This window comes from Natrinema limicola JCM 13563, from assembly GCF_000337475.1.
Taxonomy (GTDB): domain Archaea; phylum Halobacteriota; class Halobacteria; order Halobacteriales; family Natrialbaceae; genus Natrinema; species Natrinema limicola.
Genome location: NZ_AOIT01000029.1, coordinates 205,263 through 229,582, shown reverse-complemented (window position 1 = coordinate 229,582; position 24,320 = coordinate 205,263). Strand labels below are relative to the sequence as shown.

The following is a 24,320-nucleotide window of genomic DNA, read 5'->3' as shown; positions in this document are numbered from 1 at the left end:
GAGAGTGGACCGATATCTTGTAGGCGCTCGTCAACTGATCGTTGAGTGCGGCTGTCATCAGCAGCCGCAACACGATCTGACCAGTTATTTGTCACAGTGGGGGACGAATCGTCCCCCACCGGTCAGTTAATCGATGTTGAGATTCCGTGCACGGGTTCTGTCATTCGTAGCTACAGGGGGCTTACGAGGGGAGTGTCGTTCGGAGTGGAACTCAGGCAGGCATCCCAGCAGAGCCCGGTCGGGCATCGGCGTCGATGGGTGGCTCGAGGCTCCGAAGCTGGTCGTACGCGCGGGCGGTGATCGTGAATGTGTACCCCATGACGACCGCGGCAACGAGTTGCGTGAGCATGAGGCCGGCACACCGCCGAGGAAAATCGCCGGAATCCCGGCAGCACCGTTGACGACGATCCCAACGAACAGGACGGCCACACTCATACTGTTGGACAGGACGCTCCAGTAGTAGAGGCTGACGAGCACGAACAGCCCCGGAATGAGCAAAAAGACGCTGCCGATGACGACGAGTAACACGTAGACGATCGTGCCGACGAAGACGTTGAACATGGTAACGCCGATTCGTCGGCGGCGGAACTCGCGGGGGATCGTCTCGGTTTTCGCCGACGCGAACGTCCGGTGCGTAGCGATGACGACCAAGAACCGACATTCGTTCGGTGTTCGGTCAACTCGAGCGACGATCGATCACCATAGTGGAACTACTGACGTACGTCACACTCACTGACTCCGGTGGATGCTTGAATTAATCAGCCTCGCATCCGTAGCATCATATATGAGTGCTAGCACAACACACGAACTCGACGGCGTCGGCGTGTGGGGCGGTGGCGTTACGGGCGGACTGGTCGCCGGTATCGCCATGGGTCTGGTGCTTCACTTCGGCGGAGACCAGATCGAACTACTCGGCGGCCTCGCAGTGGAACCTGAACTCGCAGTCGGTGCTGGCTGGGCGATCCACCTGATGATCAGCATCGTGTTCGGGCTGGTGTTCGCCACCCTCGTCTCGCGGCCGGCAGTCCAGCAACTGGTGACCGATTTCAGCGACTACATCATCGCAGGGCTCGCCTTCGGTGCCGTCATCGGCCTCTTTGCCGGAGGCGTCCTGTTCCCGTTCGCGATGGAACGTGTCGGCGTGGCCACGTTGCCAATGCCGTTTCTGCCGGTTCCGGGGCTCACAGCGGAGTTATTCGGCGCACTCCTGTTCGGATTCGGCCACCTCGTCTACGGGCTGGTGCTTGGGGCCGTCTTCGCGACGATCAACGGCATCGCGCCGAGCGGCGTCCGCGAGCGCGTGCCAGTGCGGTAGCGCGCTCGGGGAGTTCGAAGCCCTTATACTCGAGAGTTGGGTAGATCCAGTAGACTCGCTGGTTCGCGGGCATCAGCGGGCACCTGCACGGTACCGGGCCGCAGGTCGGGATGTGATCCGCGGGGCATGTGCCCCGGTCGGGATTGAACCAGGAAACGCCCGCGGGTGAATACGATGGCAAAAAGCTTCTATTCCCACATCAAGGACGCATGGAAAGACCCCGACGACGGCAAGCTCGGGGAACTGCAGTGGCAGCGCAAACAGGAGTGGCGCGACCAGGGTGCGATCGAACGGATCGACCGCCCGACGCGACTCGACAAAGCGCGCGAACTCGGCTACAAGGCCAAACAGGGCATCGTCATGACCCGTGTGTCGGTCCGCAAAGGGACCGCCAGGAAGGAACGGTTCACGGCCGGCCGCCGAACGAAGCGCCAGGGTGTCAACCGCATCGGGCGGCGCAAGAACATCCAGCGCATCGGCGAAGAGCGCGTCTCCCGAAAGTACCCCAACCTGCGCGTGCTCAACAGCTACTGGGTCGGTGAAGACGGCTCGCAGAAGTGGTTCGAAGTGATTCTCGTCGATCCGAACCACCCCGCGATCGAGAACGACGACGACCTCAACTGGATCTGCAGCGACGACCACCAGAACCGCGCGTTCCGCGGGCTCACCAACGCCGGGACGGCAAACCGTGGGCTCAACAACCGCGGCAAAGGTGCCGAGAAGGTCCGCCCGTCCAACACCGGCGGCCAGGGCCGCGCAAAGTAACACGCGACGGCACAATAGCCGATTCACACCGATTTTTCTGCGACTCGAGTCGAGAGCGACTGCTCGAGACAGTTGTTGCCGACTGCCGTCTCGGCGAGTGGTTCCCGCCAGCTCGAGTCGAGAGGTGGACTTATTCCATGGGCCGACATACCGCCGCGTATGGCACGGCACGTTCTCGTGGCAGTTGACGACTCGGCGCAATCGACCGACGCACTCGAGTTCGCTTGCGAGGAGTATTCGGACGCGACGATCACCGCCCTCTACGTGCTCGATCCGGGTGACTTCTACGCAGTGAGTGGCGTCGAAGGAACGGCGATGGCAAATTACGACGAGATACAGCGCCACCACGAGGAACGCGCCGAGCAGGTCTTGGAGGAAGCCCGCAGGCAGGCCGCTGAGCACGACGTCGAACTCGAGACGGACCACGTCGTCGGCAGCGTCTCGCGGTCGATCGTCGACTACGCCGACGAACACGATGTCGATCACGTCATCGTCGGCAGCCACGGCCGGACCGGGGCGAGCCGAATTCTTCTCGGCAGCGTCGCCGAGACGGTGGCTCGCCGGTCGCCGGTGCCGGTGACGATCGTCCGGTGACTGTCAGCCAGTATGCGGTATCGGTTACGATCAGCAACTGCTACTGCTGATCGATAGAAAACGGCGAGAAGCAGCGGCGTCGCGGCGATCAGGCCGAGACGGTCTGGCTTTCCTGTTCGGACTCGCTCGAGCGCATGTCCAAGTCGGCCCGCAGGGCCTCGATGGCATCTTCGGGGTCGGTCTCGGAGTCGAAGACCCGGTCGAAGCCAAGTTCGCGGAAGAACTTGCGGGTCTCCTCGAAGTCGTCCTGGCCGACGGCGAGGTTGCCACCGATGTAGGTCGTCACGTCGAGGTCGGCATCGGCGATGCGCTGGTGGAAGCCCTCACAGTCCTGTTTTGCGTGGCCGTAGAGTGACGAGACGAGTACAGCCTCGGCGTCGTTGGCGGACGCGGCTTCGACGAACTCTTCCTGGGAGGTCTGCACCCCGAGGTTGACGACGTCGAATCCAGCTGCCTCCAGTGCCTGTTCCAGGATGGTAATCCCGACAACGTGAGCGTCCGAACCGATCACGCCGAGGATGACTGTCTTCGTCATGTGCGTACCACCACAAACTGCGGGCACCACCATAAACCTAATGATTAATAATGTGGCACTGATTCACATGGTTCCTCCCCCCACGAGAGTTACACGCGAACAACCGCGAACAGCCGTCGACGAACCGCTCGTCGGGATACGCCGGTGATTACGATCACTTCTCGAGGGGGATAGCGTCCGGGAGAACCAGCCGACCAGAAATCAGACGGTCGTGAGTGCGCCGACCGGTGCATCGGTGTGGTCGCGGGCACGCCGGATACCATCTTCACCGGCTGCGATGAGTGCGAAGACGCCGGCAACGTCGGCATCGGCGGTGTGAGCGATGTCGAGCAGGAGTTCCTGGGTCTCGCCCGATCGGATGAGATCGTCGACGACGAGCACCGACTCGCCGGGATCGATCGCGGAGGCTGGCAGATAGTAGGTGAGTTCGATCCCCGACTGCAGGCGTTGGCGGGCCTCGATGAACTCCTCGACGGCGGTCTCCTTGCGCTTTTTCGCGTAGGCACAGCGGACGCCGTAGTAGCTCGCGAGCGCGGCCGCAAGTGTGATCCCGTCGGTCGCGGCGGTGAGCACGACATCGGGGCGCTCGAAGTTGAAGCCATTGGCCACGACCGGCGCGGCCAGATCGAGAAACGGCTGGTCGAAGACGGTCGCGGAGTTGTCGACGTACCCATCGTCATCGACGCGAATGCGTGCGTCGAGTTCCTCGGCCAACGCCTCCCGGCCGAGGTCTTCGACGACCTCGCGTGCGCGATCGGTACCGGGGAGAACGTGCCCGTTGACGTACCGGTTGAGATCGCCCGCCGGAAGCCCCGTCGTCTCCGCGAGCTCGTCGTACGTTCGCGTCTCCTTTAACATCCGCAACACGTCGACGGCCCGCAGCTGGAGGGCTGCCTTCTCGGCTCTGTTCATACAGATATGCACGATTCCGCAACTATGGATATTACGATCGGATTTGAAGCGCAAAACCAGCACGAACATGGCACACACTCGAGCAATACCGCCACGTGACGACCGACAATCCCGAATCAGGCGTCGGTCAGCGCGAAAACAGGGTCGAGGAACTGATCAGTTCTGCAGGAAGTCGGGTTCGGTCCGCTGCTCGTCGCGTTCGGCCTCGAGGTGTGCGCGGAAGTCCTCGATTTCGACGTCGTACTCCTGATCCTCGAAGCGGTCACGCACCGAGATGTTCCCGTCTTCTTCCTCGTTGTCGCCGACGATGATCTGGTAGGGCACGCGGTCGTCGTGGGCCGCGCGGATCTTGCGCTCTAAGGTCGAGTCGCGGTCGTCGACCTCGACGCGGAAGTCGTCGAACTCGTTTGCGACCTGGTAGGCGTAGCCGAGGTTCGCGTCGGAGATCGGCAGCACGCGGACCTGTTCGGGCGCGAGCCACAGCGGGAACCGGCCCTCGTAGTGCTCGATGAGCATCATGAAGAACCGCTCGTAGCTGCCATACAGCGCGCGGTGGATCATGACCGGCCGGTGTTCCTCGTTGTCCTCGCCGACGTAGTTCAGATCGAAGCGCTCGGGCATGTTGAAGTCCAGTTGCACCGTGGGGCCGTCCCACGAGCGGCCGATGGCGTCCTCGAACGCGAAGTCGATCTTCGGCCCGTAGAACGCGCCGTCGCCCTCCTCGATCTCGTACTCGTGGCCGTGGGCCTCGAGGACGCTCTCGAGTTGTTCCTCTGCCCGCTCCCAGATCTCGTCGCTTCCGACGGACTTCTCGGGGCGGGTCGCCAGCGCCATCTCGTACTCTAAGTCGAACGTCTCGAGGACGTCCGTGATCATCTCCATGATCTCCTCGACCTCCTGTTTGATCTGGTCGGGGCGGACGAAGAGGTGGCCGTCGTCGATCGTGAAGGCCCAGACCCGCGAGAGGCCCGAGAGTTCGCCGCGTTGCTCCTTGCGGTAGACTTTGCCGTTCTCGGCGTACCGAATCGGCAGGTCGCGGTAGCTCCAGGAGTGGTCCTGGAAGATGGCGGCGTGGCCGGGACAGTTCATCGGCTTCAGACCGAACTCGTCGTCGCCGACGTCAAAGATGAACATGTCATCCTGGTAGTTCTCATAGTGGCCCGACCGGTGCCAGAGATCCGTCTTGAAGACGTGGGGCGTCTCGACGTAGTCGTAGCCCGCCTCCTTGTTCAGCGTCTCGACGAAGTCCTCGAGTTCCTTCAGGACGGTCTTCCCGGCGGGGTGATACAGCGGCAGCCCGGGGCCGGTGACGTCCTGGATCGAGAACAGATCCATCTCGTTGCCGATCCGGCGGTGGTCGCGTTTTTCGGCCTCCTGCTTGCGCTGTAAGAAGTCCTCGAGGTCGCTCTCGTCCTCGAAGGCCGTCCCGTAGATGCGCGTCTGCATCGTGTTGTCCTCGTCGCCGCGCCAGTACGCGCCGGCAATCTCGAGGAGTTTCACCGCGCCGATCTCGCCCGTCGAGTCGACGTGTGGGCCGGCACAGAGGTCCTCCCACTCACCCTGGCTGTAGAACGAGACGTGGTCGTTCTCGTCGGCGAACTCCTCGAGTAACTCGAGTTTGTACGGTTCGTCGGCGAGGCGTTCTTCGGCCTCCTCGATCGAGACGTCCTCGCGTTCGATCTCGTAATCTTCCTCGATGATGTCCTCGATTTCGTCCTCGAGGACGGCAAGGTCCTCCTCGTCGACGTCGAGGTTGTCGAAGTCGTAGTAGAAGCCCTCGTCGGTCGGCGGGCCGATGGCCAGATCGACGTCGTCGTAGTGGCGCTCGACGGCCTGGGCGAGACAGTGCGATGCGGAGTGTCGCATCACGCGGAGATACTCGTCGGACTGGTCCGTGACGATCTCGAGTTCTGCGCCGTCATAGACCGGCTCTTCTTTGGCGACGAGGTCGCCGTCGAGCTTGCCGGCGACCGTGTCGCTACCGAGGCCGGGGCCGATCTCGTAGGCACAGTCCTCGACCGTCGCGTCGGCGTCGACCTCGAGTTCCGATCCGTCGGGCAGTACGACCGCTATTCCCTGCTGTGAATCTGATTCTGACATGGCTGTGGATGTGGTGAAAATCCCGGTGGCGTGTCCGCGCCGTCTCCCGCACACTGGTCGACCGGAGCCGACACAATACACGGTAGGTGGGAGTTAGAAACGGGCAAACGCCCCTGTAAAGCGGACACCTACCATCGTGGCTACGCGTAGTCTCGAGCGGGATAAAAGCATTGTGATGGGGCGGCACCGGCCGAACGGTTTTCGCCCTGGGTCGGCTACGTCACGTCGTGGGCTCCGATCCACCGGCGGACGACGATCCGCTCGAGGACCCGTTTGCGGATGATCCACTCGAAGATCCGTTCGGGGGCGATCCGTTCGAAGACCCGATCGGAGGCGAGGACAGTGGCGACGACGAGCTCGAGCGGACGTTCAGCGAGATTTCGCGATCGACGCTGCTCGCGTTCGTCGTCGTCGCGGTGCTCGTTCATGCCGGCCTCTTCGGCGCGAGCCTCGGCGTGATGCTGATCGGGTTCCGGGGCCAGTGGGTCGGCGGCAGCGCGCTCGCGATCGGCGGTGGGCTCGCGCTGGTCGTCGCTGTCGTGGTGTACCGCCGGTACAGTGCCCGCACGTGAGTCACGACGCGGTGACTCATACGGTTTGCTGTAACTGTTTACCGGAGGGACCGCAGGACGGCTCGCGGTCCCTCCGGAAATGACTTACAGCAGACCGTATCAGTCGTTAGTCCCGATCGGCCAGCAGCTCCTCAGCGGTGACGAGCGCCTCCATCTCGACGTCCGCGTCCTCGACGTTCTCGCGGCCGCCTTCCTGTCGGTCGACGACGACCAGCGCGCGCTCGACGGTCGCGCCGGCGTCCCGAAGGGCCTCGATCGCGTCGACGAGACTCGTCCCCGTCGTCACGATATCCTCGAGGACGACGACTTCCTCGCCCTCCTCGAGGCGACCCTCGACCAAGTTCGCGGTGCCGTAGTCCTTGCGCTGCTTGCGCGCGATGACGTAGGGAACGTCGGCCGCGACGCTCGTCGCGGCAGCAAGCGGGACCCCACCCAGCGCGACGCCGCCGAGTTTGTCGTCATCGGCGAGCCGCTCGGCGAAGGCCTCGGCGATCAACTCGAGACAGCCCGGATCGGTCTCGAAGAGGTACTTGTCGACGTAGTACTCGCTGGTGCCGCCGTGAGAGAGTTCGAATTCGCCGAACTGGACGGCGTCGGCCGCACGCAAGGCGTCGATGAGCGCTTGGTTCGTCATTACTCGAGAAGGCGGCCCGAACTGAAATAAGCGGTGTGAAACGGGACGCCGAACGCGCGCGTAGAATTCTACCAGGGTTCGTTCTTCAGCCCGAGCTTGTACGCGATCACGTTCGTCGTCACGTGGAGAATCGGCGTCAGGACGACGACGACGAGGATGACCTCGAGCGTAAACCACGTTTGGAACCACTCGGTCGCCAGCAGCGCAGTCAGTGGCAGGGAGACGACGACGAAATCCAGCTGGTCGAGCCCGGGAAACATCGCGCCGCGCTGGCGGCCGCTCCGGCGCTTGAGAAACGAGGCGAGGATGTCGCCGAGCATCGCGCCGCCAGCCAGACCGAGCGCCGCGAGGGGCTCGAACGCCGGAACGGCAAAGCCGAGAGCGTCGCTTGCGGTCGGCTCGATAACGGTTAGAACGGCCGCGAGTGCAACGCCTGCGAGGGTCCCCATCGCCGTCCCGCGCCACGTCTTCCCGTCGCCCAGCACGCGCCTGTCGCCCCACGTTCGACCGCCATCGATGGGCCGACCGCCGCCGGCCAACACCGCGGCGTTGTTGGGGACGTAGGCGGGCAACATCGCCCAGAACGCGATCACGATAGTCTCGAGTATTGCCATATCCGCCGGGACGAACCGACGTGTCTTAACCGCCGGTGGTTCGACGGGACGAGAGCCGGGTCGGGAAAGCGAACGATGTGACTGCTGCGTGCCCGTTTACGATGGCCGTCGTTACCCTGTAAACAGCATCTATTCCTATCGTACACGAAAAATCAGGAGGGTCGGATCGGCTACTCGATGGGACTTGGCTACCCGCCGGACTGGGGCGAGCACACCGCGAGCCTGCGCTCGGGCGACGACACGGTGCTCGAGGAGGACATGACGTTCCACCTGCTTCCGGGCATCTGGACCGACGAATTCGGCGTCGAGATCAGCGAGACGCTGGCCGAATTTCCGCGACAACTGTTTACGACGTAACGTCGTCAGTTATCACGCCCATGAGCACGACCACATCCGCGGACGAGGCGGAATCGGACGCGCGCGACTCGGCGCTGGTCACCGCGCGCCGGCAGTTAGAGCGCGCGGCGACCCACGTCGACGTCGATCCCGGCGTCGTCGAGCGGCTGAAACACCCCACACGGGTCCAGCAGGTGTCGGTGCCCTTGGAGCGCGAGGACGGTTCCGTCGAGGTGTTTACCGGCTATCGGGCCCAACACGACGACGTTCGCGGGCCCTACAAGGGCGGGCTTCGGTACCATCCGGAAGTGACCGCCGACGAGTGTATCGGTCTCTCGATGTGGATGACCTGGAAGTGTGCCGTGTTGGATCTCCCCTTCGGCGGCGGAAAAGGCGGCGTCGCCGTCGATCCTAAGTCGTTGAGCGACGACGAGACCGAACGGCTCACCCGCCGGTTTGCCGAGGAACTGCGCAATATGGTCGGGCCGACGAAGGACGTCCCGGCCCCGGATATGGGCACCGATGCCCAGACGATGGCCTGGTTCATGGACGCCTACTCGATGCAACAGGGCGAGACCATCCCCGGTGTCGTCACCGGCAAACCGCCGGTCATCGGCGGCTCCTACGGCCGCGAGGAAGCCCCCGGTCGGTCGACCGCGATCATCGCCCGTGAAGCCGTCGACCACTACGGCCGTGACCTCTCGAGCACCACCGTCGCCGTCCAGGGCTTCGGCAGTGTTGGGGCCAACGCAGCCCGTCTGCTCGAGGACTGGGGCGCAACTGTCGTTGCTGTCAGCGACGTCAACGGCGCGATCTACGACCCCGGCGGCCTCGAGACGCATGCGATCCCGACCCACGAGGAAGAACCCGAGGCGGTGCTCGAGCAGGACGTGCCGGAGACACTCACCAACGCCGAACTGCTCGAGCTCGACGTCGACGTGTTGATCCCCGCGGCCGTCGGCAACGTCATCACCGCTGACAACGCCGACGCTATCGCGGCCGACATCGTCGTCGAGGGTGCGAACGGCCCGACGACGTTCGCCGCCGACGCCATCTTAGAGGAACGCGACATCCCGGTGATTCCCGACATCCTCGCGAACGCGGGCGGCGTGACGGTGAGCTACTTCGAGTGGCTCCAGGATATCAACCGCCGCCAGTGGTCGCTCGAGCGCGTCAACAGGGAACTCGAGGAACACATGCTCGATGCCTGGACCGACGTCCGTGCGGAGGTCGAGGACGGCGGGCTGACGTGGCGCGATGCCGCGTACGTGGTGGCGCTGTCCCGCGTAGCTGAGGCAAAGGAGACCCGCGGGCTCTGGCCGTAGCCGGCCGCGACACTCGCCCCGCGCAGGTCCCTGTCACGAACTGTTAGAAAGGAAAGGGCTCATGTCCCACCGGAGGTATGATCGGATAATGGCGTCATGGAAACGAGTATTCGCGAGCGGGCTGATCCTCATCGGGCCGGTACTCGTTACGCTGTACGTCGTGTATCGGGCCTACGCGATCGTGGCGGGGATCACGCCGACGGCCGTAGTCGATGCACAGGCCCTACAGGGCGTCATCGACAACGAGCCGACTCGGTTGGCTATCGCTCACGTCCTTCGGCTTGCGATCTCGCTGACCGTCTTCGTGCTGGTGACGATCGGAATCGGCACCCTGACCCGGACGACGGTCGGTGACCTCTTCGCCCGCGGTGTCGACAGCGTCGCGAACCGCCTCCCGGGGCTCCGGGTCGTCTACAACGCGTCGAAGATCGCCGCCGAAACCACGATCGGCGAGGAACAGTCCCTCCAAGAACCCGTCAGAGTCGAGAGTTGGGACGGGAAGGAGCTACCAGCGTTCAAGACCGGACACACGACCAGCGACGGCCGAACGGTGCTTTTCATTCCGACGGCACCGAACATCTCTTCCGGATTCGTCGTCGAAGCCGAGGACGACCGCATCACTGAAACGGACGAGCGCGTCGACGAGGTGCTCGCGCGAGTCCTGAGCGGCGGGTTCGGTGAGTCGACACATCCACAACTGGCTACCCAGTCGGACCGATCCGAGATGACCGACGAGGAGTGATCGGCCACACCGACCTCAGCTCGAGTCGGGCCTCGGTCGGGAAATCGACCGTGTAAACGAACTTGTCGGCCTGCTCGTTGACGGCCTCGAGCACGTAGAGGTTCGAGTGACCGACGTCCAACACGCCGATCCCCGCGAAGAGGTCGATGTAGGTATTGCCGTCGGCGTCCCGAACCGTCACACCCGTACCTTCCTCGAAGGCGATCGGGATGTCTTCCGGAGAGGCGACTGTGCTACTGTCGATCTCCCGTTGTTTCTCGAGCAACGCCTGCGTCTGTGGACCCAGAACGGGGTCGACGGACGGGACGTCCGCGAAGTGGAGTTCGTCGATCGGTTGTCCTGTCGTCATAGGTGAGAAGGTGGAATGATGATAAATAGATTGTAAACAGGATTAATATGAGTTATATACACACATAGAAGTTACAAGGCTAAATCCTCGCCCTTCAGGGCGGGGAGGGTGTCAATGAGTACAGAGGCCGGCGCACCACCGAGTATTGAGGGCGGCGACACCGGAATCGGGAGCCGGATGACCGATACGGTCTGCTATCACTGTGTCCCGGCGCACTCGCGACACGTCATGCGAGTGCGCCGGAACCGACCGACAGGAGTCCGTATGAGTAGTGACCAGCGGAAAACGAGCGCAGACGAACCATCGACCGTCGTCCAACTCGAGCCGGCGGCCTATGCGCGCTCGGCGTCGCGAAACGCCTCGAGCATCGCATCGTCGATGCCGTCGCGTGAGAAGACGGTAACGATGTCGTCGGCCCGGATTTCGGTGTCACCGTGTGGCGTCAGGACGGTGTCGTCGCGTTCGATCGCGATCACGAGCGCGTCGTCGTCGAGGACGTCCTGCCCGACGGCGCGTTGGAGGGTCGTCCCGGCGATCGGTGCGCCGGGATCGACGGTTACCTCGGCGACTTCCGCATCGCCCGAGAGACTGACGAAATCGGTGATCGACTCACACCGGGCGCTCTCGTCGGCGCCGTAGGGTGCATACGGCTGCCAGACTTCGTTTTGGACGAGGACCTCGTCTTCGATCTCGACGCCGAGGTCCGACAGTGAACGGGAGATTCGCCGGAGATCGGCCGTGTCCTCGCCGACGGCCAGCACGTGGAGGTTTCGACGGCCGGTCATCAGTTCGCGGACGTTGATGACGCCGGAAATGGTTTGCGCTCGGCGAGCGATCACTTCCCGCTCGGAGACCGGCGCGTTACACATAAACAGGTTCGTCAACCGGCCGTCCGCGCGCTCGAAGTCGATAGTCGCATGGTAGCCAGTGAGAACGCCGTGGTCTTCCAGTCGTGCAATCCGGTTTCGAATCGTGCCGGGTGACACGTTCGTTTCTTCAGCGATCGTCGGTGCCGAGACGTTCCGTGCATCGTCCATCAGCGCATTGATGATCCGCCGATCGATCTCGTCGAGCCGATGCTCCATGTCTCATGGTCTCGAACCCCCCATCATACAGTGTTCCGATCTCGGCCGAACACAGGTAAGACATATGATTGTTTTTGCGGAACGTCAATATACTCTCACGATTATACGGATTCGACAATATAATCACGGGATTTATCATCGGTTCCGCTACAATCCCGACTCAATGACTGCTCGACATCGGGTACGCGGTCCACCGGCCCGGTCGGTAGCGAACGCGACCCGTCCGCCACGGTTGCCGACTAAGCGGGTGTGTCGACGGGGTGACGCCACATGAGCGCCGACGAGGAACTCGCGAAGGACCTCGGACTCCTCTCGGCGATCACGATCGGGATCGGGACGATGATCGGCGCGGGGATCTTCGTGCTTCCGGGGACGGCCGTGGCTCGAGCGGGGCCGCTCGCGGCCGCGACCTTCGTGATTGGCGGCGTGACCGCGCTGTTTACGGCCCTGTCGGCCTCTGAATTGGGGACGGCAATGCCAAAATCGGGTGGCGCGTACTTCTACGTCAATCGCGCGCTCGGGCCGCTGTTCGGGTCGATCAGCGGGTGGGCCAACTGGCTCGGACTGGCATTTGCCTCTGCGTTCTACATGTATGGCTTCGGCGAGTACGTCAACCAACTCGTCGGCGTGCCAGCGCTCGCGCTTGGCCCCATCACGATCTCGGCGGCCCAGACGATCGGCCTCGTCGGCGCAGCGCTGTTTATCGCCATCAACTACGTCGGTGCCAAGGAGACCGGCGGGCTCCAGATCGCCATTGTGTTGACGCTACTCGGTATTCTCGGCCTGTTCACCGTTGTCGGCCTGTTCAACGCCGAGCTCGAGTCGCTGCGACCGATCGCGCCCGAGGGAACGCCGGGTGAGGTGCTTCCGGTGACGGCTATCGTCTTCGTCTCCTATCTCGGCTTCGTCCAAATCACGTCCGTCGCCGAGGAGATCAAAGACCCCGGCCGGAACCTCCCGCTTGCAGTCATCGGCTCGGTCCTCATCGTCACGGTCGTCTACGCGCTGTTCCTCGTCGTCTTGCTGGCGGCAGTGCCGAACGAACTGGTGGCGAACAACGAAACCGCCGTCGTCGACGCCGCCGAGTTGCTGTTCGGTCAGTACAGCGTCTTCGGCATCGGGCTGGGCAGGCTCGGCTGGGGGCTGTTGTTGCTCGGGGGACTCTTGGCGACGGCCTCGAGCGCGAACGCGTCGATCCTCTCGTCGTCGCGGATCAACTTCGCGATGGGCCGCGAGAAGATCCTCTCGCCGTCGGTCAACGACATCCACGAACGCTTTGGCACGCCGTTTAAATCGATCCTGATCACGGGCGGACTCATCATCGGCTTTCTGTTGTTTGGCAACCTCAAGTTGCTGTCGACGGCTGGCTCGGTGTTGCACCTGATCGTCTATGGGCTGTTGAACATCGCGCTCATCGTCATGCGAGAGGCCGAACCTGCCGAGTACGATCCCGACTTCGAGGTGCCGCTGTATCCGTTCGTCCCGATCATCGGGGCGATTTCCTCGTTCGCGCTGATCGCGTACATCGAGCCGTTCGTCATCCTGCTGTCGGCGGCACTCGTCGTCTTCGCGGGCATCTGGTACCTGCTTTATGCTCGCCAGCGCGTCGAAAGCGCCGGCGTGTTCGTCAACTGGATCCTCGAGCGCTCCGAGGAGATGCCCGACGCTGCGGTGGCCGCGGCGGACTCGGTTCGACCCGACGCCGCCAGAGTTGCGGGCACGGACGGCGGTGACTTCCGCGTGATGGTGCCGCTTGCGAACCCTCGGACCGAGACCGAGCTCATCACGCTCGCCGGTGCCATCGCAAAACAACGAGCGGGGACGGTTCACGCGGTCCACATCGTGCAGGTGCCCGACCAGACGCCACTCGAGCGCGGTGCCGAGCAAACCGATCGAATCGACGCCGAGTCGCAGAAATTACTCGAGCAGGCGCGGGAAGACGCCGAGACGTTCGGTGCCGATGTCGAGACCCACACGGTGCTCTCACACCGCTCGTTCGAGGAGATCTTCGACGCCGCGCGCACCTTCGAGGCCGATCAGGTCGTCATGGGCTGGGGGCCGACCACCCACGGGCGCGCCGAGTCGCGTCTCGACGAGCTGACCCACGACCTTCCCTGTGACTTCCTGGTGCTCAAAGACCGTGGGTTCGATCCCGAACACATCCTGCTGCCGACCGCCGGCGGTCCCGATTCGGTCCTCGGCGCAGAGACCGTTCGCTTGCTCCGCACGGAGTTCGGCTCCCGCGTGACGCTGTTACACGCCGTCGGCGAGGACGAGTCCCGCGAGGAGGGCGAGCAGTTCCTCGAGGAGTGGGCCGCCGAGAACGGCCTGGCAGACGCCGACCTGCTCATCGACGACCGCGACGTCGAGACCGCGATCGCCGACGCGGCCACGGACGCGACGCTGCTGGTGATCGGCGCGACCGAGCGAGGGCTGCTCTCGCGACTTGTTCGCGGCTCGCTGGTGCTTGACGTCCTCGATGACGTCGAGTGTTCGGTGTTGCTCGCCGAACGGGCCCGCAAGCGGACGCTACGCGAGCGTCTGCTGGGGCTCAAAAAAGACGAGTAATCCCCGTTTCCCTTCTTTCTGTCTCTCGATGCAGACGCGACTAGCTGTGCGAGAAACTGAGGAACAATCTTACGCGTGGCGACCGCTGTACGTGATATGATCCCGCCGATCGCTGACCGGTTCGTCGCGGGTGAGTCTCCGGCAACAGCGCTCGAGCACGTCCGTCGACTGAACGAGCAGAACGTGAAGGGGATCGTCAACTTGCTGGGCGAGCACTACGAGGATCGCGACGCCGTCGCCGCCGACGTCGCAGAGTACCGCCACCTCGTCACCGACATCGCAGGGTCGGGACTCGAGGCCTGCATCTCGGTCAAACCCTCACAGCTGGGTCTGGATCTCGGCGAGGACGTCTTTCGGGCCGAACTGGCGACGATCGTCGACACGGCGGTCGAACACGGCGTTTTCGTCTGGATCGACATGGAAGATCATACGACGACCGACGCGACGCTTGAGGCCTTCGAGACCGTCGCTCGCGAGCACGGCGGTAGCGTCGGGGTCTGCATGCAGGCGAACCTCCGCCGCACGCGGGCGGACATCAAACGGCTCGCGGACGTCCCCGGCAAGGTCCGCTTCGTCAAGGGGGCCTACGATCCGCCAGCCGATGTCGCCTACACGGACAGCACACGGGTCGATCAGGAGTATCGAACCCTGCTCGAGTACGCGTTCGAACGCTACGACGGCGGCATCGCGGTGGGCAGTCACGATCCGGCGATGATCGAACACGCGAGGGCCCTCCACGACCGACATGGCACCGACTTCGAGATTCAAATGCTCATGGGCGTCCGCGAAGACGCCCAGTACGACCTGGCTGAGGAGTACGAGGTCTGGCAGTACGTCCCCTACGGCGACCGCTGGCTGTCGTACTTCTATCGGCGAGTCGCAGAACGGAAAGCGAACCTTCGGTTTGCGTTGCGGGCCGTTTTGAGCGGCTAATACTGCTGGACAGAACGACGTGAAGCCGGCCGCACGTATGCGGCCGTCACCTATGGGGACGGCCGCGAATTCGCGACTTGCTTCGTATTGACTGCTGTCCAGTGTATAAGGTGTCCGCGTTGGAGACGCGGTCCCAATCCTGCCGACGACGGCCCCGTATTTCGATTCGACGGTCGTACCGCCGCGAGAACAACAGATAGTATAAAGGCCAACGGGTTCAACGTCTGGGACATATGACGACGACGCTCGGAACGGCGAGCGCAGGGCCCGGCGAGATGGACACGGGCCGTCTCGAGGTCGGCGAGACCAGAGACGGGAGTCCGGTTGGACTGCCCGTTGCAGTGGTAAACGGTGCCACCTCTGGGAAGACACTCTACATGCAGGCGGCCAGCGACGGCGACGAACTCAACGGCGTCGGCGTCATCCAGCGCGTCGTGCCGCGACTGGATCCCGCCGAGCTTTCGGGGACGATCCTGATCGTCGGGATCGTCAACTACCACGCGTTTCAGGTCGCCGAACACCGCAACCCGATCGACGATACGAAAATGAACCGCGCCTACCCGGGCAACGAAAACGGCACCTCGAGCGAGCGGATCGCGGCCGCGACGTTCGATGCCGCAACCCGAGCGGATCTGATCCTCGACCTCCACCAGGGGTCGACCAGCCAGATGGTAGACGAGGTTCGCGTCCGCTGTGGGAAACGCCACCGCCTCCACGACCAGTGTCTCGAGCTGGCGAAAGCCTTCGGCTGTGGCTACGTCTTGGATCAGAAGGGACCGGACGGCCAGCTCGCCCGGACAGGCCCCGACGAGGGTATCCCGACCGTCGACCCCGAACTCGGTGGGGCCGTCGGCTGGGACGAAGAGAGCATTCGGAAGGGCGTCGAGGGCGTCTTCAACGTCCTCCGGTATTACGGCTTCCTCGAGGGGAACCAGCCACTCGAGACCCAGACCCGTGCCAGTGGCTTCGAACAGTACGGCGCGCCCGCAGGCGGGCTAGTCACGCTGGAAAAAGACCTCGGCGACCGGGTGAGTCCCGGCGAGACGATCTTTACGGTGACGACTCCCTTCGGCGAACCGAAAGCCGAAGTGACGGCCGACAGCGGCGGGATCTTCTGGCGTGCACGACGCCTCCCGCAGGTCGCGACCGGCGAGTACGTCTGCTCGGTCGGCACCGACATCGGCCAGTACTGAGATGGCCTCCGATCTGACCTGTCCTGACTGCGGGGCCGTCTACGCGGCCGGGCCGGACGAGCCGTGGCGCTGTGGCTGTGGCCACGCGCTGGAGCTTACCGAACGACCCCATCCGCAGGGTGAGCCGCTGCCGTTGCACAACCTCGACACCAGCGAGGGGCTGTGGACGTTCTTCGAGTTCCTCCCGATCGAACAGCACGTCACCTTCTACGAGGGGTTTACGCCGCTGGTCGATGCCCCCGACTGGGGCGCGCAGTTTAAACTCGAGTACGTGTTCCCGACCGGCTCGTTCAAAGATCGCGGCGCGACGACGACGCTCTCGCGGGCCGTCGAACTCGGCGTCGAGAAAGTCATCGAGGACTCCTCGGGCAACGCCGGCGCGTCGATCGCGACCTACGCGGCCCGCGCCGGCCTCGAGGCTGACATCTACGTTCCGGCCGACATCAACCAGTCGAAACTGATGGCGATCCAGCGGGCCGACGCCCGGCCAGTTCGCATCGAGGGGACCAGAGAAGACGTGACGGCGGCCTGTCTCGAGGCCGTCGAAGGCGACGCGAGCGACACCGAGGCCGATGGCGACGAGCGCGACGCCCCCTACCAGACCGGCGCGGGCTGGTACGCCAGCCACGCCTGGAACCCAGCCTTCTACGCCGGGACGATGACCTTCGCGTTCGAGGTGGCAGCCCAGCGAGACTGGACTGTCCCCGACGCCGTCGTTCTGCCGATCGGCCACGGGACACTCTTCCTGGGCGCGTACCGTGGCTTTTCGCTGCTCAACGAGGCTGGCATCGTCGACGGAATGCCCCGCCTGCTTGGCGCACAGGCCGCCGGCTACGCACCGATCGTCGCCGCCCTCGGCGGCGAGCCAACCGACGACGGTGACCGGGTGACCATCGCGGACGGCATCCAGATCACCGAACCCGCACGCGGCACCCAAATTCTCGAGGCCATCGAGGCGACCGACGGCGACGCGGTCGCACTCGGTGACGACCCGATCGAGAGCGCGCTGGATCGCCTCCACCGCAACGGGTTCTACGTCGAGCCGACCTGTGCGGTCGCGCCGGCGGCCCTCGAACAGTACCGCGAACGCGGCATCCTCGCCGAAGACGCTGACGTCGTCGTCCCGCTGACCGGCAGCGGATTGAAAACCCTATGATCCGTCAGTGCTGACGAGTTCATAGATGGTCAGCCGACCGCCGACGTTCTGTCCCGACTGTGGGAGCCGCCTCGAGTCGACAGTAGCCGACGACCGCGAGCGCATGCGCTGTCCGCGTTGTGAGGCGGTCGTCTGGCACAATCCCGTGCCGTGTGCCGGCGTCGCGGTCGTCGACCGCGACCGGCCCGACCCGGCCGTGCTCTGTGTCGAACGCGGGATTCCGCCGGGCGTCGGCGAGTGGACGATTCCGGGCGGTCACATCGAAACCGGCGAAGAACCGCCCGAAGCGGCCGCCCGCGAACTCGCAGAGGAGACCGGCGTCGTTGTCGATCCCGGCGACCTCGAGATCTTGGCCGCGTCGGCGATGCCGCCCCGATCTGGCAAGCACGTCGTAACGGTCCACTACGTGGCCGACTGGGCCGACGCCGACGGCGAACCGATCGCTGGCAGCGACGCGACGGACGCCCGGTTCTGGACGCCGGCTGACTTCGACGCCTCCGACGAGACCTTTCGGCCGGTCCATTACGAGCGGTTTCGGGAGGCCGCGGCGTTGCTCGACTAAAAAATGGTTCCGTCGACCACCTCGAGAGACTCGAGGCCGGTACGTGCATATGCGAATACACCGACTGAGTGTGGCTCACAAAACACTTATTGACACAGGCAAACATCTAGATGATGACACCTAATAGGCGAAATTTCATTAGTAGTTTCTCGCTTGCAGTACTCGGTCTGTCTGGGTGTTTAGGCGTAAATGCTGGTGGGACAACGGATATCACTATTTCAAATGAGGCATCAAATACAGTAACCGTACATATTCAGGTCACTCAACTCTCCAACGAGGAGCTGTTGCTTGACGAAACAGCCACTATTGATGTTGATACCACTGAGGAGTACGAGGAAGTTGTTAGTGGCTCCCAAGTCGAGGTAATCCTTAGTACAGAAGACGGCCTAGAGAACACGTATGAATGGTCTGATGGAGAGAGCGACGCAGAAGGACTTCACATCACCGTCAATGATGAATCGATAACGTTCTCATCATTCGTTGACTAGAGTATCCGTACTGACCGGTAACTACGTGTGCCAACGTTTTGCTCTGCGCTCCCTCGCTACCGCTCGGTCGCTCGGCAAAACGTTGATGAAAAGCACTCCTCCCTCCCCTACGGGTCGGTCGTCGGNTTTTGCTCTGCGCTCCCTCGCTACCGCTCGGTCGCTCGGCAAAACGTTGATGAAAAGCACTCCTCCCTCCCCTACGGGTCGGTCGTCGGCCCGCTCGCTCACTCCGCTCGCTCGCGGTCACAGCGGTAACACCTCCGCCTGTACTGAACGCGGGTTTTGTGGGCTGGCGTAGAACGAAGTGTGCACCACACCGGTTCGGCTCGTCGTCTCCGTTCGAGAGACGAAACCCGACATTCCTTTACTCGAGCCCTGAATACGGGCGGGTATGTTCCTCTCCCTACGCGCGGAGGTCGAGGACGCCCTCGAGGGGGCGCTTTCCGCACTCGACTTCCCGACGGACGATCTGGGTCTCGAAGAACCGCCGGACGACGTTGCGAGCGTCCTCGCCTCGAGCGTGGCGTTCCGGCTGGCCGGCGAGGCCGGTGCAGCGCCGCCGCAGGTCGCCGGCCAGATCGCCGACGAGATCGACGCTGATGACCTGACCTACGTGTCCGAGATCCAGACGCAGGGGCCGTATCTCAACTTCCTGCCGAGTGACGCGTATCTCGCCGAGACGCTCGCGGACGCGACCGACGACTCGTATGGCCACCTGCCGGACCGCGAGGAGTCAGTCGTCGTCGAGCACACGAGCGCGAACCCGACTGGGCCGGTCCACGTCGGCCGCGCACGGAACCCGATCATCGGCGATGCCGTCTCGAATCTGCTGGATTTCGCCGGCTACGACGTCGATCGTCACTACTACGTCAACGATGCCGGTCGGCAGATGGCCGTCTTCACCTGGGCCTACGAGACCTTCGACGAGGAGGACTTAGAGAGCGAGCCCGAACGCGACCGCATCGAGTACGACCTCGTCCGGTACTACCGCAAGGGTAACGCCTACCTCGAGAACGCGTCCGAAAGCGAGGTCGAGCAGGCTGAAGCCGAGATCGAGTCGATCATGCAGGGACTCGAGGCCGGCGACGAGGAGGCCTACGAGCGCGTCAGCGAGGTCGTCGATCAGGTTCTGGGCGGTATGACGGAGTGTCTCGCGCGCCTGCCCGCCGAATTCGACGAGTTCGTCAAGGAAACCCGGTTCATGCGCAACGGCGACACTGACGATCTCGTCGCCCGCCTGAAAGAACTCGACGAGTCCGTTTACGAGGAAGACGCCTGGCAGCTCGAACTCGACGACCACGGGATCGACAAGAACCTTGTCTTCCTGCGCTCGGACGGCACCTCGCTGTATGCCACCCGCGACCTGGCCCACCACGAGTGGAAGTTTGACAACTACGATCACGCAGTGACGGTCCTCGGCGAGGACCACAAACTGCAGGCGAACCAGCTCCGGACGACGCTCGAGTTACTGGGCAACGACACCGACCAGCTTCAGCAAGTCCTGTACTCCTATGTTAACCTCCCCGAAGGGAAAATGAGCACGCGACGGGGCACCGGCGTCGATCTCGACGACCTGCTCGACGAGGCGATCGACCGCGCCAGACAGGAGGTCGAAGACCGGCTCGACGATCGTATCCGCGACGACGACTTAGACGAGGACGACATCGAGCGCATCGCCCACCAGGTCGGGATCGGTGCGGTCCGCTATGATATCGTCTCCAAACAGCCGACGAAGGCGATCACCTTCGAGTGGGACCGCGCGCTCGATTTCGAGGCCCAGTCGGCCCCCTACGTCCAGTACGTCCACGCACGCTGCTGTGGCATCCTCGAGGAAGCGGGAATCGACCCCGAAACCGGCATGGACGCCGTCGAGACTGCCGTCGACGCCGACCGCCTCGAGACTGAAGCCGAACGGGACCTCCTCGAGACGATCGCGCGGTTCCCGGCGGTCGTCGACGAGGCAGCCGACGACTTAGAGCCCCACGGGATCGCGACCTACACCCGAGAGTTCGCCGACCGGTTCAATGGCTTCTACCGGGAGTGTCCGGTACTCGCCGACGACGTCGACCCCGACGTCCGCGAGGCGCGGCTGGCACTGGTTGCAGCCTCGAAACACGTGGTCGCGAACGCCCTCTCGATCCTGGGCGTGGCCGCACCGCGGTCGATGTAACCGCGGCGGGATCTCGCGGGGTTCGACGCCGTTGCTACGGCTGCTCGACGGTCTCGAGGACGCGATCGGTAAACGCCTCGCGGCTCATCGCCCCGGTGCTGTATTTGCGCACCCACTGCGTGTCGACGTAGAACGACAGTATCATAGTGCCGTCGTGTTTGAGCACCCAGGAGACCCTGTCGATGGCGTCCGCAAACGCCTCGGGATCGGTGACCGCATCGGACATGTCGCTGGCGATCGACTCGAGTTTGTCCCGCAGCGCGTCGGAATTGGTCGTTGTCGTTGTCGCGACAACGGTGAGTTCGTCGCCGTCCCGGCTGATGTCCGTGACCGAGATCATCCAACTGTCGATCGTCAGCTCGTCGTCGAGCCCCGGGACGTCGCCGTTGCTGTCGTCAGTCTTGTCTTTGTCGTCGTGCGTGCCGTCGGTCTTGTCCTTGTCTTTCTTGGTGCCGTCAGTGCCGGTGGCACCGTCACCGGTGTCGGCAGTGTCATCGTCAGCGGGTGGCTCGTCGTCGGTCCCATCCGAGTTCGAGCCGTTGCCGGTCTCGTCGCTCGAACAACCGGCGAGGACGGTCACGAGTGCAGCGCCACTGCCGAGGAGTATCTGTCGTCGCTCCATACGCGAGGGCATCGATACCCGACGTGATTAGTAATCAGCGCGTGAACGACGTCGGTACCGATCAGTCAGCTGGTGAGACGGTCGGCTCGAGGGTGGGCAGTGGCCACTGACCCTCGAGTCGCGGAGGACACGGAATACCCACGTGAGCGGTTACCAGTGGCGATGACGAGGGGGTAGGCGTCACCTACCGGCGGATAGCAACTCTGCTGGCGGCTTTCGCACTATCGGTTGTCTGTCGTCTCCGATCCACCCGAGATCGTCGTCTGTCCGTGCCGAGACAGCGCTGTGAGAGCACTCTCATACGGTCTGCTGTCCCGATGTCCCGGCGTATCCGCAGGACGGGTCGCGGAGACGCCGGAACTGACTGACAGGAGTCCGTATCAGGTGTCCGATTCGGCTTCCGTGATCGCGCTCGAGACCTCGTCGGGTGCTGCCTCCCGCCCGTCGTCACTGTCGTTCTCGTTCGACGCCGTGTCGCTCGAGACGGTCTCGACGACGGTCTGTGTGGCAGATTTCTCGCCGGCCGGTTCGCCACCATCGCTGGTGTCCGGGCCCAGAATCTCGACGCCGGTCAGCTCCGCCGCGAGCCGGCGGTAGGCGACCGACGCTGGGCCGTCGGGGTTGAAAACGACCAGCGGCGTGCCGGCATAGACGCTCTCGCGGGTCGCGGGATCTTCGGGGATCGTCCCGAGGAGCGGGACCTCGAGGCGGTCGGCGAGGTCGTCATGGGAGATGTCGCTCCCCGAACGGGTACGGGTTAGAACCAGGCCGGCGACGTCACCGCCGGAGCGCTCGGTCAGTTCGATCGTCTTTTTTGTGTCGTTGACGGCAGCGGGTTCGGGCGTCGAGACGAGAACGACGGCATCGGCTAGGCCCAGTGGCAAGACGGTCTCGTGACTGATGCCCGCTCCGACGTCGAGGAAGACGTAGTCGAACTGGTCTCGGAGGTCGTCGACGACCTCGCGCAGCCCCTCGGGCGACGTTTCGGCGTACTCGTCGAGGCTCGTGCCACTCGGGATGGCGACGATGTTATCCGCCAGTCGGTAGGTGGCGTCGTCGGTCGATGCAGCTCCGGCTAACACGTCGTGAAGGGTGGTCGAGTCGGGAGCGAGGCTGACGAACCCGGCGAGGTTCGCCATGCCGAGATCGGTGTCGACGATGGCGACGCGCTCGCCGGCCTCCGCGAGGGCCGTCCCGAGGTTCACCGTCGTCGTCGTTTTCCCGACGCCGCCCTTTCCGCTCGCGATGGCGTAGACCGTCTCATCAGACATACTCGGATACTGTTCGGTTCCTAGAACGGCACCACCTTAAATCGTGACCACACTTCCTCCGTCGGGTTATGCAGTCAACATGTCGGGAGCGATGGCAGCGAACGGCACTCCGTGTCAGTCGGCAGGTGTGTCAAAGGATTCTTACCCACAGCACTGTTTTATACGGCTAATGAGCCAGGAGGGCGAGCAGGAGCAATCCGACCGGAAGAAATACGAGTTCCGGAAGGTTCTCGAGGATCTCAAGGATTACGACGGCTCCGGAACGCAGCTCGTAACGATCTACGTTCCAGAGGACAGACAGATCAGTGACGTCGTCCAGCACGTCACGCAAGAACACAGCGAAGCGGCCAACATCAAGTCAAAGCAGACCCGGACGGCCGTCCAGGACGCGCTGACGAGCATCAAAGACCGTCTCAAGTATTACAAGAACCCGCCCGAGAACGGCATGGTGCTGTTTTCGGGTGCCGTCGACTCCGGCGGCGGCCGCACTGACATGGTCACCAAAGTGCTGGAGAGTCCACCCCAGCCCATCGAGTCCTTCCGGTATCACTGCGACTCCGAGTTTCTCACCGAACCGCTCGAGGAGATGCTCGCCGACAAAGGGCTGTACGGCCTCATCGTCCTCGACCGCCGCGAGGCCAACGTCGGCTGGCTGAAAGGCAAACGCATCGAACCGGTCAAGTCAGCCTCCTCGCTCGTCCCCGGCAAGCAGCGCAAAGGTGGCCAGTCTGCCCAGCGATTCGCCCGTCTGCGCCTCGAGGCCATCGACAACTTCTATCAGGAGGTCGCGGGGATGGCAAACGACCTGTTCGTCCCCAAGCGCCACGAACTCGACGGCATCCTCGTCGGTGGTCCCTCGCCGACCAAAGACGAGTTCTTAGACGGCGACTATCTCCACCACGAGATTCAAGACAACGTCATCGGGAAGTTCGACGTCGCCTACACCGACGAGTCCGGTCTGAAAGACCTCGTCGACAACGCCGAGGACGCCTTGGCCGACGCCGAGGTGATGAAGGACAAACAGCAGATGGAGGAGTTCTTCGAGGAACTCAACGCCGGCGACCTGGCGACCTACGGCTTCGAGCAGACCCGTCAAAACCTGATGATGGGTGCCGTCGACCGGCTGCTGATCAGCGAGGACCTCCGCAAGGACGTCGTCACCTACGAGTGTCCAGAGTGTGGCAACACCGACCGCGAGGTGCTCGATCGGCGCAAGTCGACGCCCGATCACACCTGTAGCGAGTGTGGTGCCGAGGTCGAGGCGACCGACGAGGACCGCGAGGACGCCATCGACCACCTCATCGAGATCGCCGAACAGCGCGGCACCGAGACGAAGTTCATCTCGACGGACTTCGAGAAGGGCGAACAGCTCTACAACGCCTTTGGCGGCTTCGCCGGCATTCTGCGGTACTCGACCGGCGTGTAAACGGCTCCTGCGTCCTCCGCTCTTTGTCAGTTGCGAGCGCTATCTTCGCGCCG

The 24,320-nt window shown here is 63.5% G+C and carries 23 protein-coding genes and 2 pseudogenes; 15 read left to right on the top strand and 10 right to left on the bottom strand.

Going from position 1 to position 24,320, the window contains the following annotated elements:
- Positions 1–211 precede the first annotated feature (211 nt).
- On the bottom strand, positions 212–349 hold the full coding sequence (locus tag C476_RS18685; protein WP_160162893.1) for a hypothetical protein: 138 nt from the start codon (positions 347–349) through the stop codon (positions 212–214).
- Positions 350–784: 435 nt separating this feature from the next.
- Here C476_RS18685 and C476_RS07205 point away from each other — a divergent pair, with 435 nt between their 5' ends.
- From C476_RS07205 to C476_RS07195, 3 genes are all read left to right on the top strand, one after another.
- Positions 785–1,315, top strand: a complete 531-nt coding sequence (locus tag C476_RS07205; RefSeq protein WP_008011375.1) for a hypothetical protein — start codon at positions 785–787, stop codon at positions 1,313–1,315.
- Between the two features lie 174 nt (positions 1,316–1,489).
- Positions 1,490–2,080, top strand: coding sequence for a 50S ribosomal protein L15e (locus tag C476_RS07200; protein WP_008011372.1), 591 nt, complete (start codon positions 1,490–1,492; stop codon positions 2,078–2,080).
- Positions 2,081–2,239: 159 nt separating this feature from the next.
- Positions 2,240–2,674, top strand: coding sequence for a universal stress protein (locus tag C476_RS07195; protein WP_008011370.1), 435 nt, complete (start codon positions 2,240–2,242; stop codon positions 2,672–2,674).
- A gap of 88 nt (positions 2,675–2,762) precedes the next feature.
- Here C476_RS07195 and glmS read toward each other — a convergent pair whose 3' ends face one another.
- The 3 genes from glmS to thrS form a co-directional block, all read right to left on the bottom strand.
- Positions 2,763–3,209, bottom strand: coding sequence for a methylaspartate mutase subunit S (gene glmS, locus C476_RS07190; protein ID WP_008011369.1), 447 nt, complete (start codon positions 3,207–3,209; stop codon positions 2,763–2,765).
- Between the two features lie 201 nt (positions 3,210–3,410).
- Positions 3,411–4,121 carry a phosphoribosyltransferase family protein gene (locus tag C476_RS07185; protein ID WP_008011367.1) on the bottom strand — a complete coding sequence of 237 codons (711 nt, stop codon included), beginning with the start codon at positions 4,119–4,121 and terminating at the stop codon, positions 3,411–3,413.
- 156 nt (positions 4,122–4,277) lie between these two features.
- Positions 4,278–6,221 (bottom strand): threonine--tRNA ligase, encoded by a 1,944-nt coding sequence (gene thrS / locus C476_RS07180; RefSeq protein ID WP_008011366.1) that lies wholly within the window; start codon positions 6,219–6,221, stop codon positions 4,278–4,280.
- Positions 6,222–6,448: 227 nt separating this feature from the next.
- Between thrS and C476_RS07175 the strand changes: the two genes are divergently transcribed.
- Positions 6,449–6,793: a DUF7322 domain-containing protein gene (locus tag C476_RS07175; protein WP_008011364.1), complete on the top strand. Its 345-nt coding sequence runs from the start codon at positions 6,449–6,451 to the stop codon at positions 6,791–6,793.
- 106 nt (positions 6,794–6,899) lie between these two features.
- Here C476_RS07175 and pyrE read toward each other — a convergent pair whose 3' ends face one another.
- Together pyrE and C476_RS07165 are read right to left on the bottom strand one after the other, a co-directional pair.
- On the bottom strand, positions 6,900–7,427 hold the full coding sequence (pyrE, locus tag C476_RS07170; protein WP_008011361.1) for an orotate phosphoribosyltransferase: 528 nt from the start codon (positions 7,425–7,427) through the stop codon (positions 6,900–6,902).
- Positions 7,428–7,495: 68 nt separating this feature from the next.
- The gene (locus tag C476_RS07165) at positions 7,496–8,041 is read right to left on the bottom strand and encodes a CDP-2,3-bis-(O-geranylgeranyl)-sn-glycerol synthase (protein WP_008011360.1); all 546 of its coding nucleotides are present in this window, start codon (positions 8,039–8,041) and stop codon (positions 7,496–7,498) included.
- A gap of 141 nt (positions 8,042–8,182) precedes the next feature.
- Between C476_RS07165 and C476_RS07160 the strand changes: the two are divergent.
- From C476_RS07160 to C476_RS07150, 3 genes and pseudogenes are all read left to right on the top strand, one after another.
- Positions 8,183–8,398: pseudogene (locus tag C476_RS07160) on the top strand (M24 family metallopeptidase); the annotation flags it as partial.
- A gap of 20 nt (positions 8,399–8,418) precedes the next feature.
- Positions 8,419–9,702 (top strand): glutamate dehydrogenase GdhB, encoded by a 1,284-nt coding sequence (gene gdhB, locus C476_RS07155; RefSeq protein WP_008011356.1) that lies wholly within the window; start codon positions 8,419–8,421, stop codon positions 9,700–9,702.
- A gap of 88 nt (positions 9,703–9,790) precedes the next feature.
- Positions 9,791–10,444 carry a DUF502 domain-containing protein gene (locus tag C476_RS07150; RefSeq protein ID WP_008011354.1) on the top strand — a complete coding sequence of 218 codons (654 nt, stop codon included), beginning with the start codon at positions 9,791–9,793 and terminating at the stop codon, positions 10,442–10,444.
- Here the strand turns inward: C476_RS07150 and C476_RS07145 are convergent.
- Together C476_RS07145 and C476_RS07140 are read right to left on the bottom strand one after the other, a co-directional pair.
- Positions 10,407–10,793, bottom strand: a pseudogene (locus C476_RS07145) (aminotransferase class III-fold pyridoxal phosphate-dependent enzyme); the annotation flags it as partial. The gene C476_RS07150 and the pseudogene C476_RS07145 overlap by 38 nt on opposite strands.
- A gap of 332 nt (positions 10,794–11,125) precedes the next feature.
- Positions 11,126–11,878 (bottom strand): Lrp/AsnC family transcriptional regulator, encoded by a 753-nt coding sequence (locus C476_RS07140; RefSeq protein WP_008011349.1) that lies wholly within the window; start codon positions 11,876–11,878, stop codon positions 11,126–11,128.
- A 270-nt stretch (positions 11,879–12,148) separates the two neighbouring features.
- On the opposite strand from C476_RS07140, the gene C476_RS07135 reads away from it, so the two are divergent.
- The 7 genes from C476_RS07135 (at position 12,149) to argS (ending at position 20,948) form a co-directional block, all read left to right on the top strand.
- Positions 12,149–14,446, top strand: coding sequence for an amino acid permease (locus C476_RS07135; protein ID WP_008011347.1), 2,298 nt, complete (start codon positions 12,149–12,151; stop codon positions 14,444–14,446).
- 96 nt (positions 14,447–14,542) lie between these two features.
- Entirely contained in the window at positions 14,543–15,379 is an 837-nt protein-coding gene (locus C476_RS07130; RefSeq protein ID WP_008011345.1) for a proline dehydrogenase family protein, read from the top strand.
- Between the two features lie 233 nt (positions 15,380–15,612).
- Positions 15,613–16,572: a succinylglutamate desuccinylase/aspartoacylase family protein gene (locus C476_RS07125; RefSeq protein ID WP_008011343.1), complete on the top strand. Its 960-nt coding sequence runs from the start codon at positions 15,613–15,615 to the stop codon at positions 16,570–16,572.
- Between the two features lies 1 nt (position 16,573).
- Positions 16,574–17,728, top strand: a complete 1,155-nt coding sequence (locus C476_RS07120; protein WP_008011341.1) for a threonine synthase — start codon at positions 16,574–16,576, stop codon at positions 17,726–17,728.
- A gap of 25 nt (positions 17,729–17,753) precedes the next feature.
- The gene (locus C476_RS07115; RefSeq protein WP_008011340.1) at positions 17,754–18,290 is read left to right on the top strand and encodes an NUDIX domain-containing protein; all 537 of its coding nucleotides are present in this window, start codon (positions 17,754–17,756) and stop codon (positions 18,288–18,290) included.
- 113 nt (positions 18,291–18,403) lie between these two features.
- Complete coding sequence (locus C476_RS17745) at positions 18,404–18,778, top strand: hypothetical protein (protein WP_008011339.1); 375 nt, start codon at positions 18,404–18,406, stop codon at positions 18,776–18,778.
- 391 nt (positions 18,779–19,169) lie between these two features.
- Positions 19,170–20,948 carry an arginine--tRNA ligase gene (gene argS / locus C476_RS07110; protein ID WP_008011337.1) on the top strand — a complete coding sequence of 593 codons (1,779 nt, stop codon included), beginning with the start codon at positions 19,170–19,172 and terminating at the stop codon, positions 20,946–20,948.
- Positions 20,949–20,982: 34 nt separating this feature from the next.
- Here the strand turns inward: argS and C476_RS07105 are convergent, their stop codons facing one another.
- Positions 20,983–21,570, bottom strand: coding sequence for a hypothetical protein (locus C476_RS07105; RefSeq protein WP_008011336.1), 588 nt, complete (start codon positions 21,568–21,570; stop codon positions 20,983–20,985).
- A gap of 380 nt (positions 21,571–21,950) precedes the next feature.
- Positions 21,951–22,841, bottom strand: a complete 891-nt coding sequence (minD, locus tag C476_RS07100) for a cell division ATPase MinD (protein ID WP_008011334.1) — start codon at positions 22,839–22,841, stop codon at positions 21,951–21,953.
- 169 nt (positions 22,842–23,010) lie between these two features.
- On the opposite strand from minD, the gene prf1 reads away from it, so the two are divergent.
- Positions 23,011–24,267, top strand: coding sequence for a peptide chain release factor aRF-1 (prf1, locus tag C476_RS07095; protein WP_008011332.1), 1,257 nt, complete (start codon positions 23,011–23,013; stop codon positions 24,265–24,267).
- Positions 24,268–24,320 lie beyond the last annotated feature (53 nt).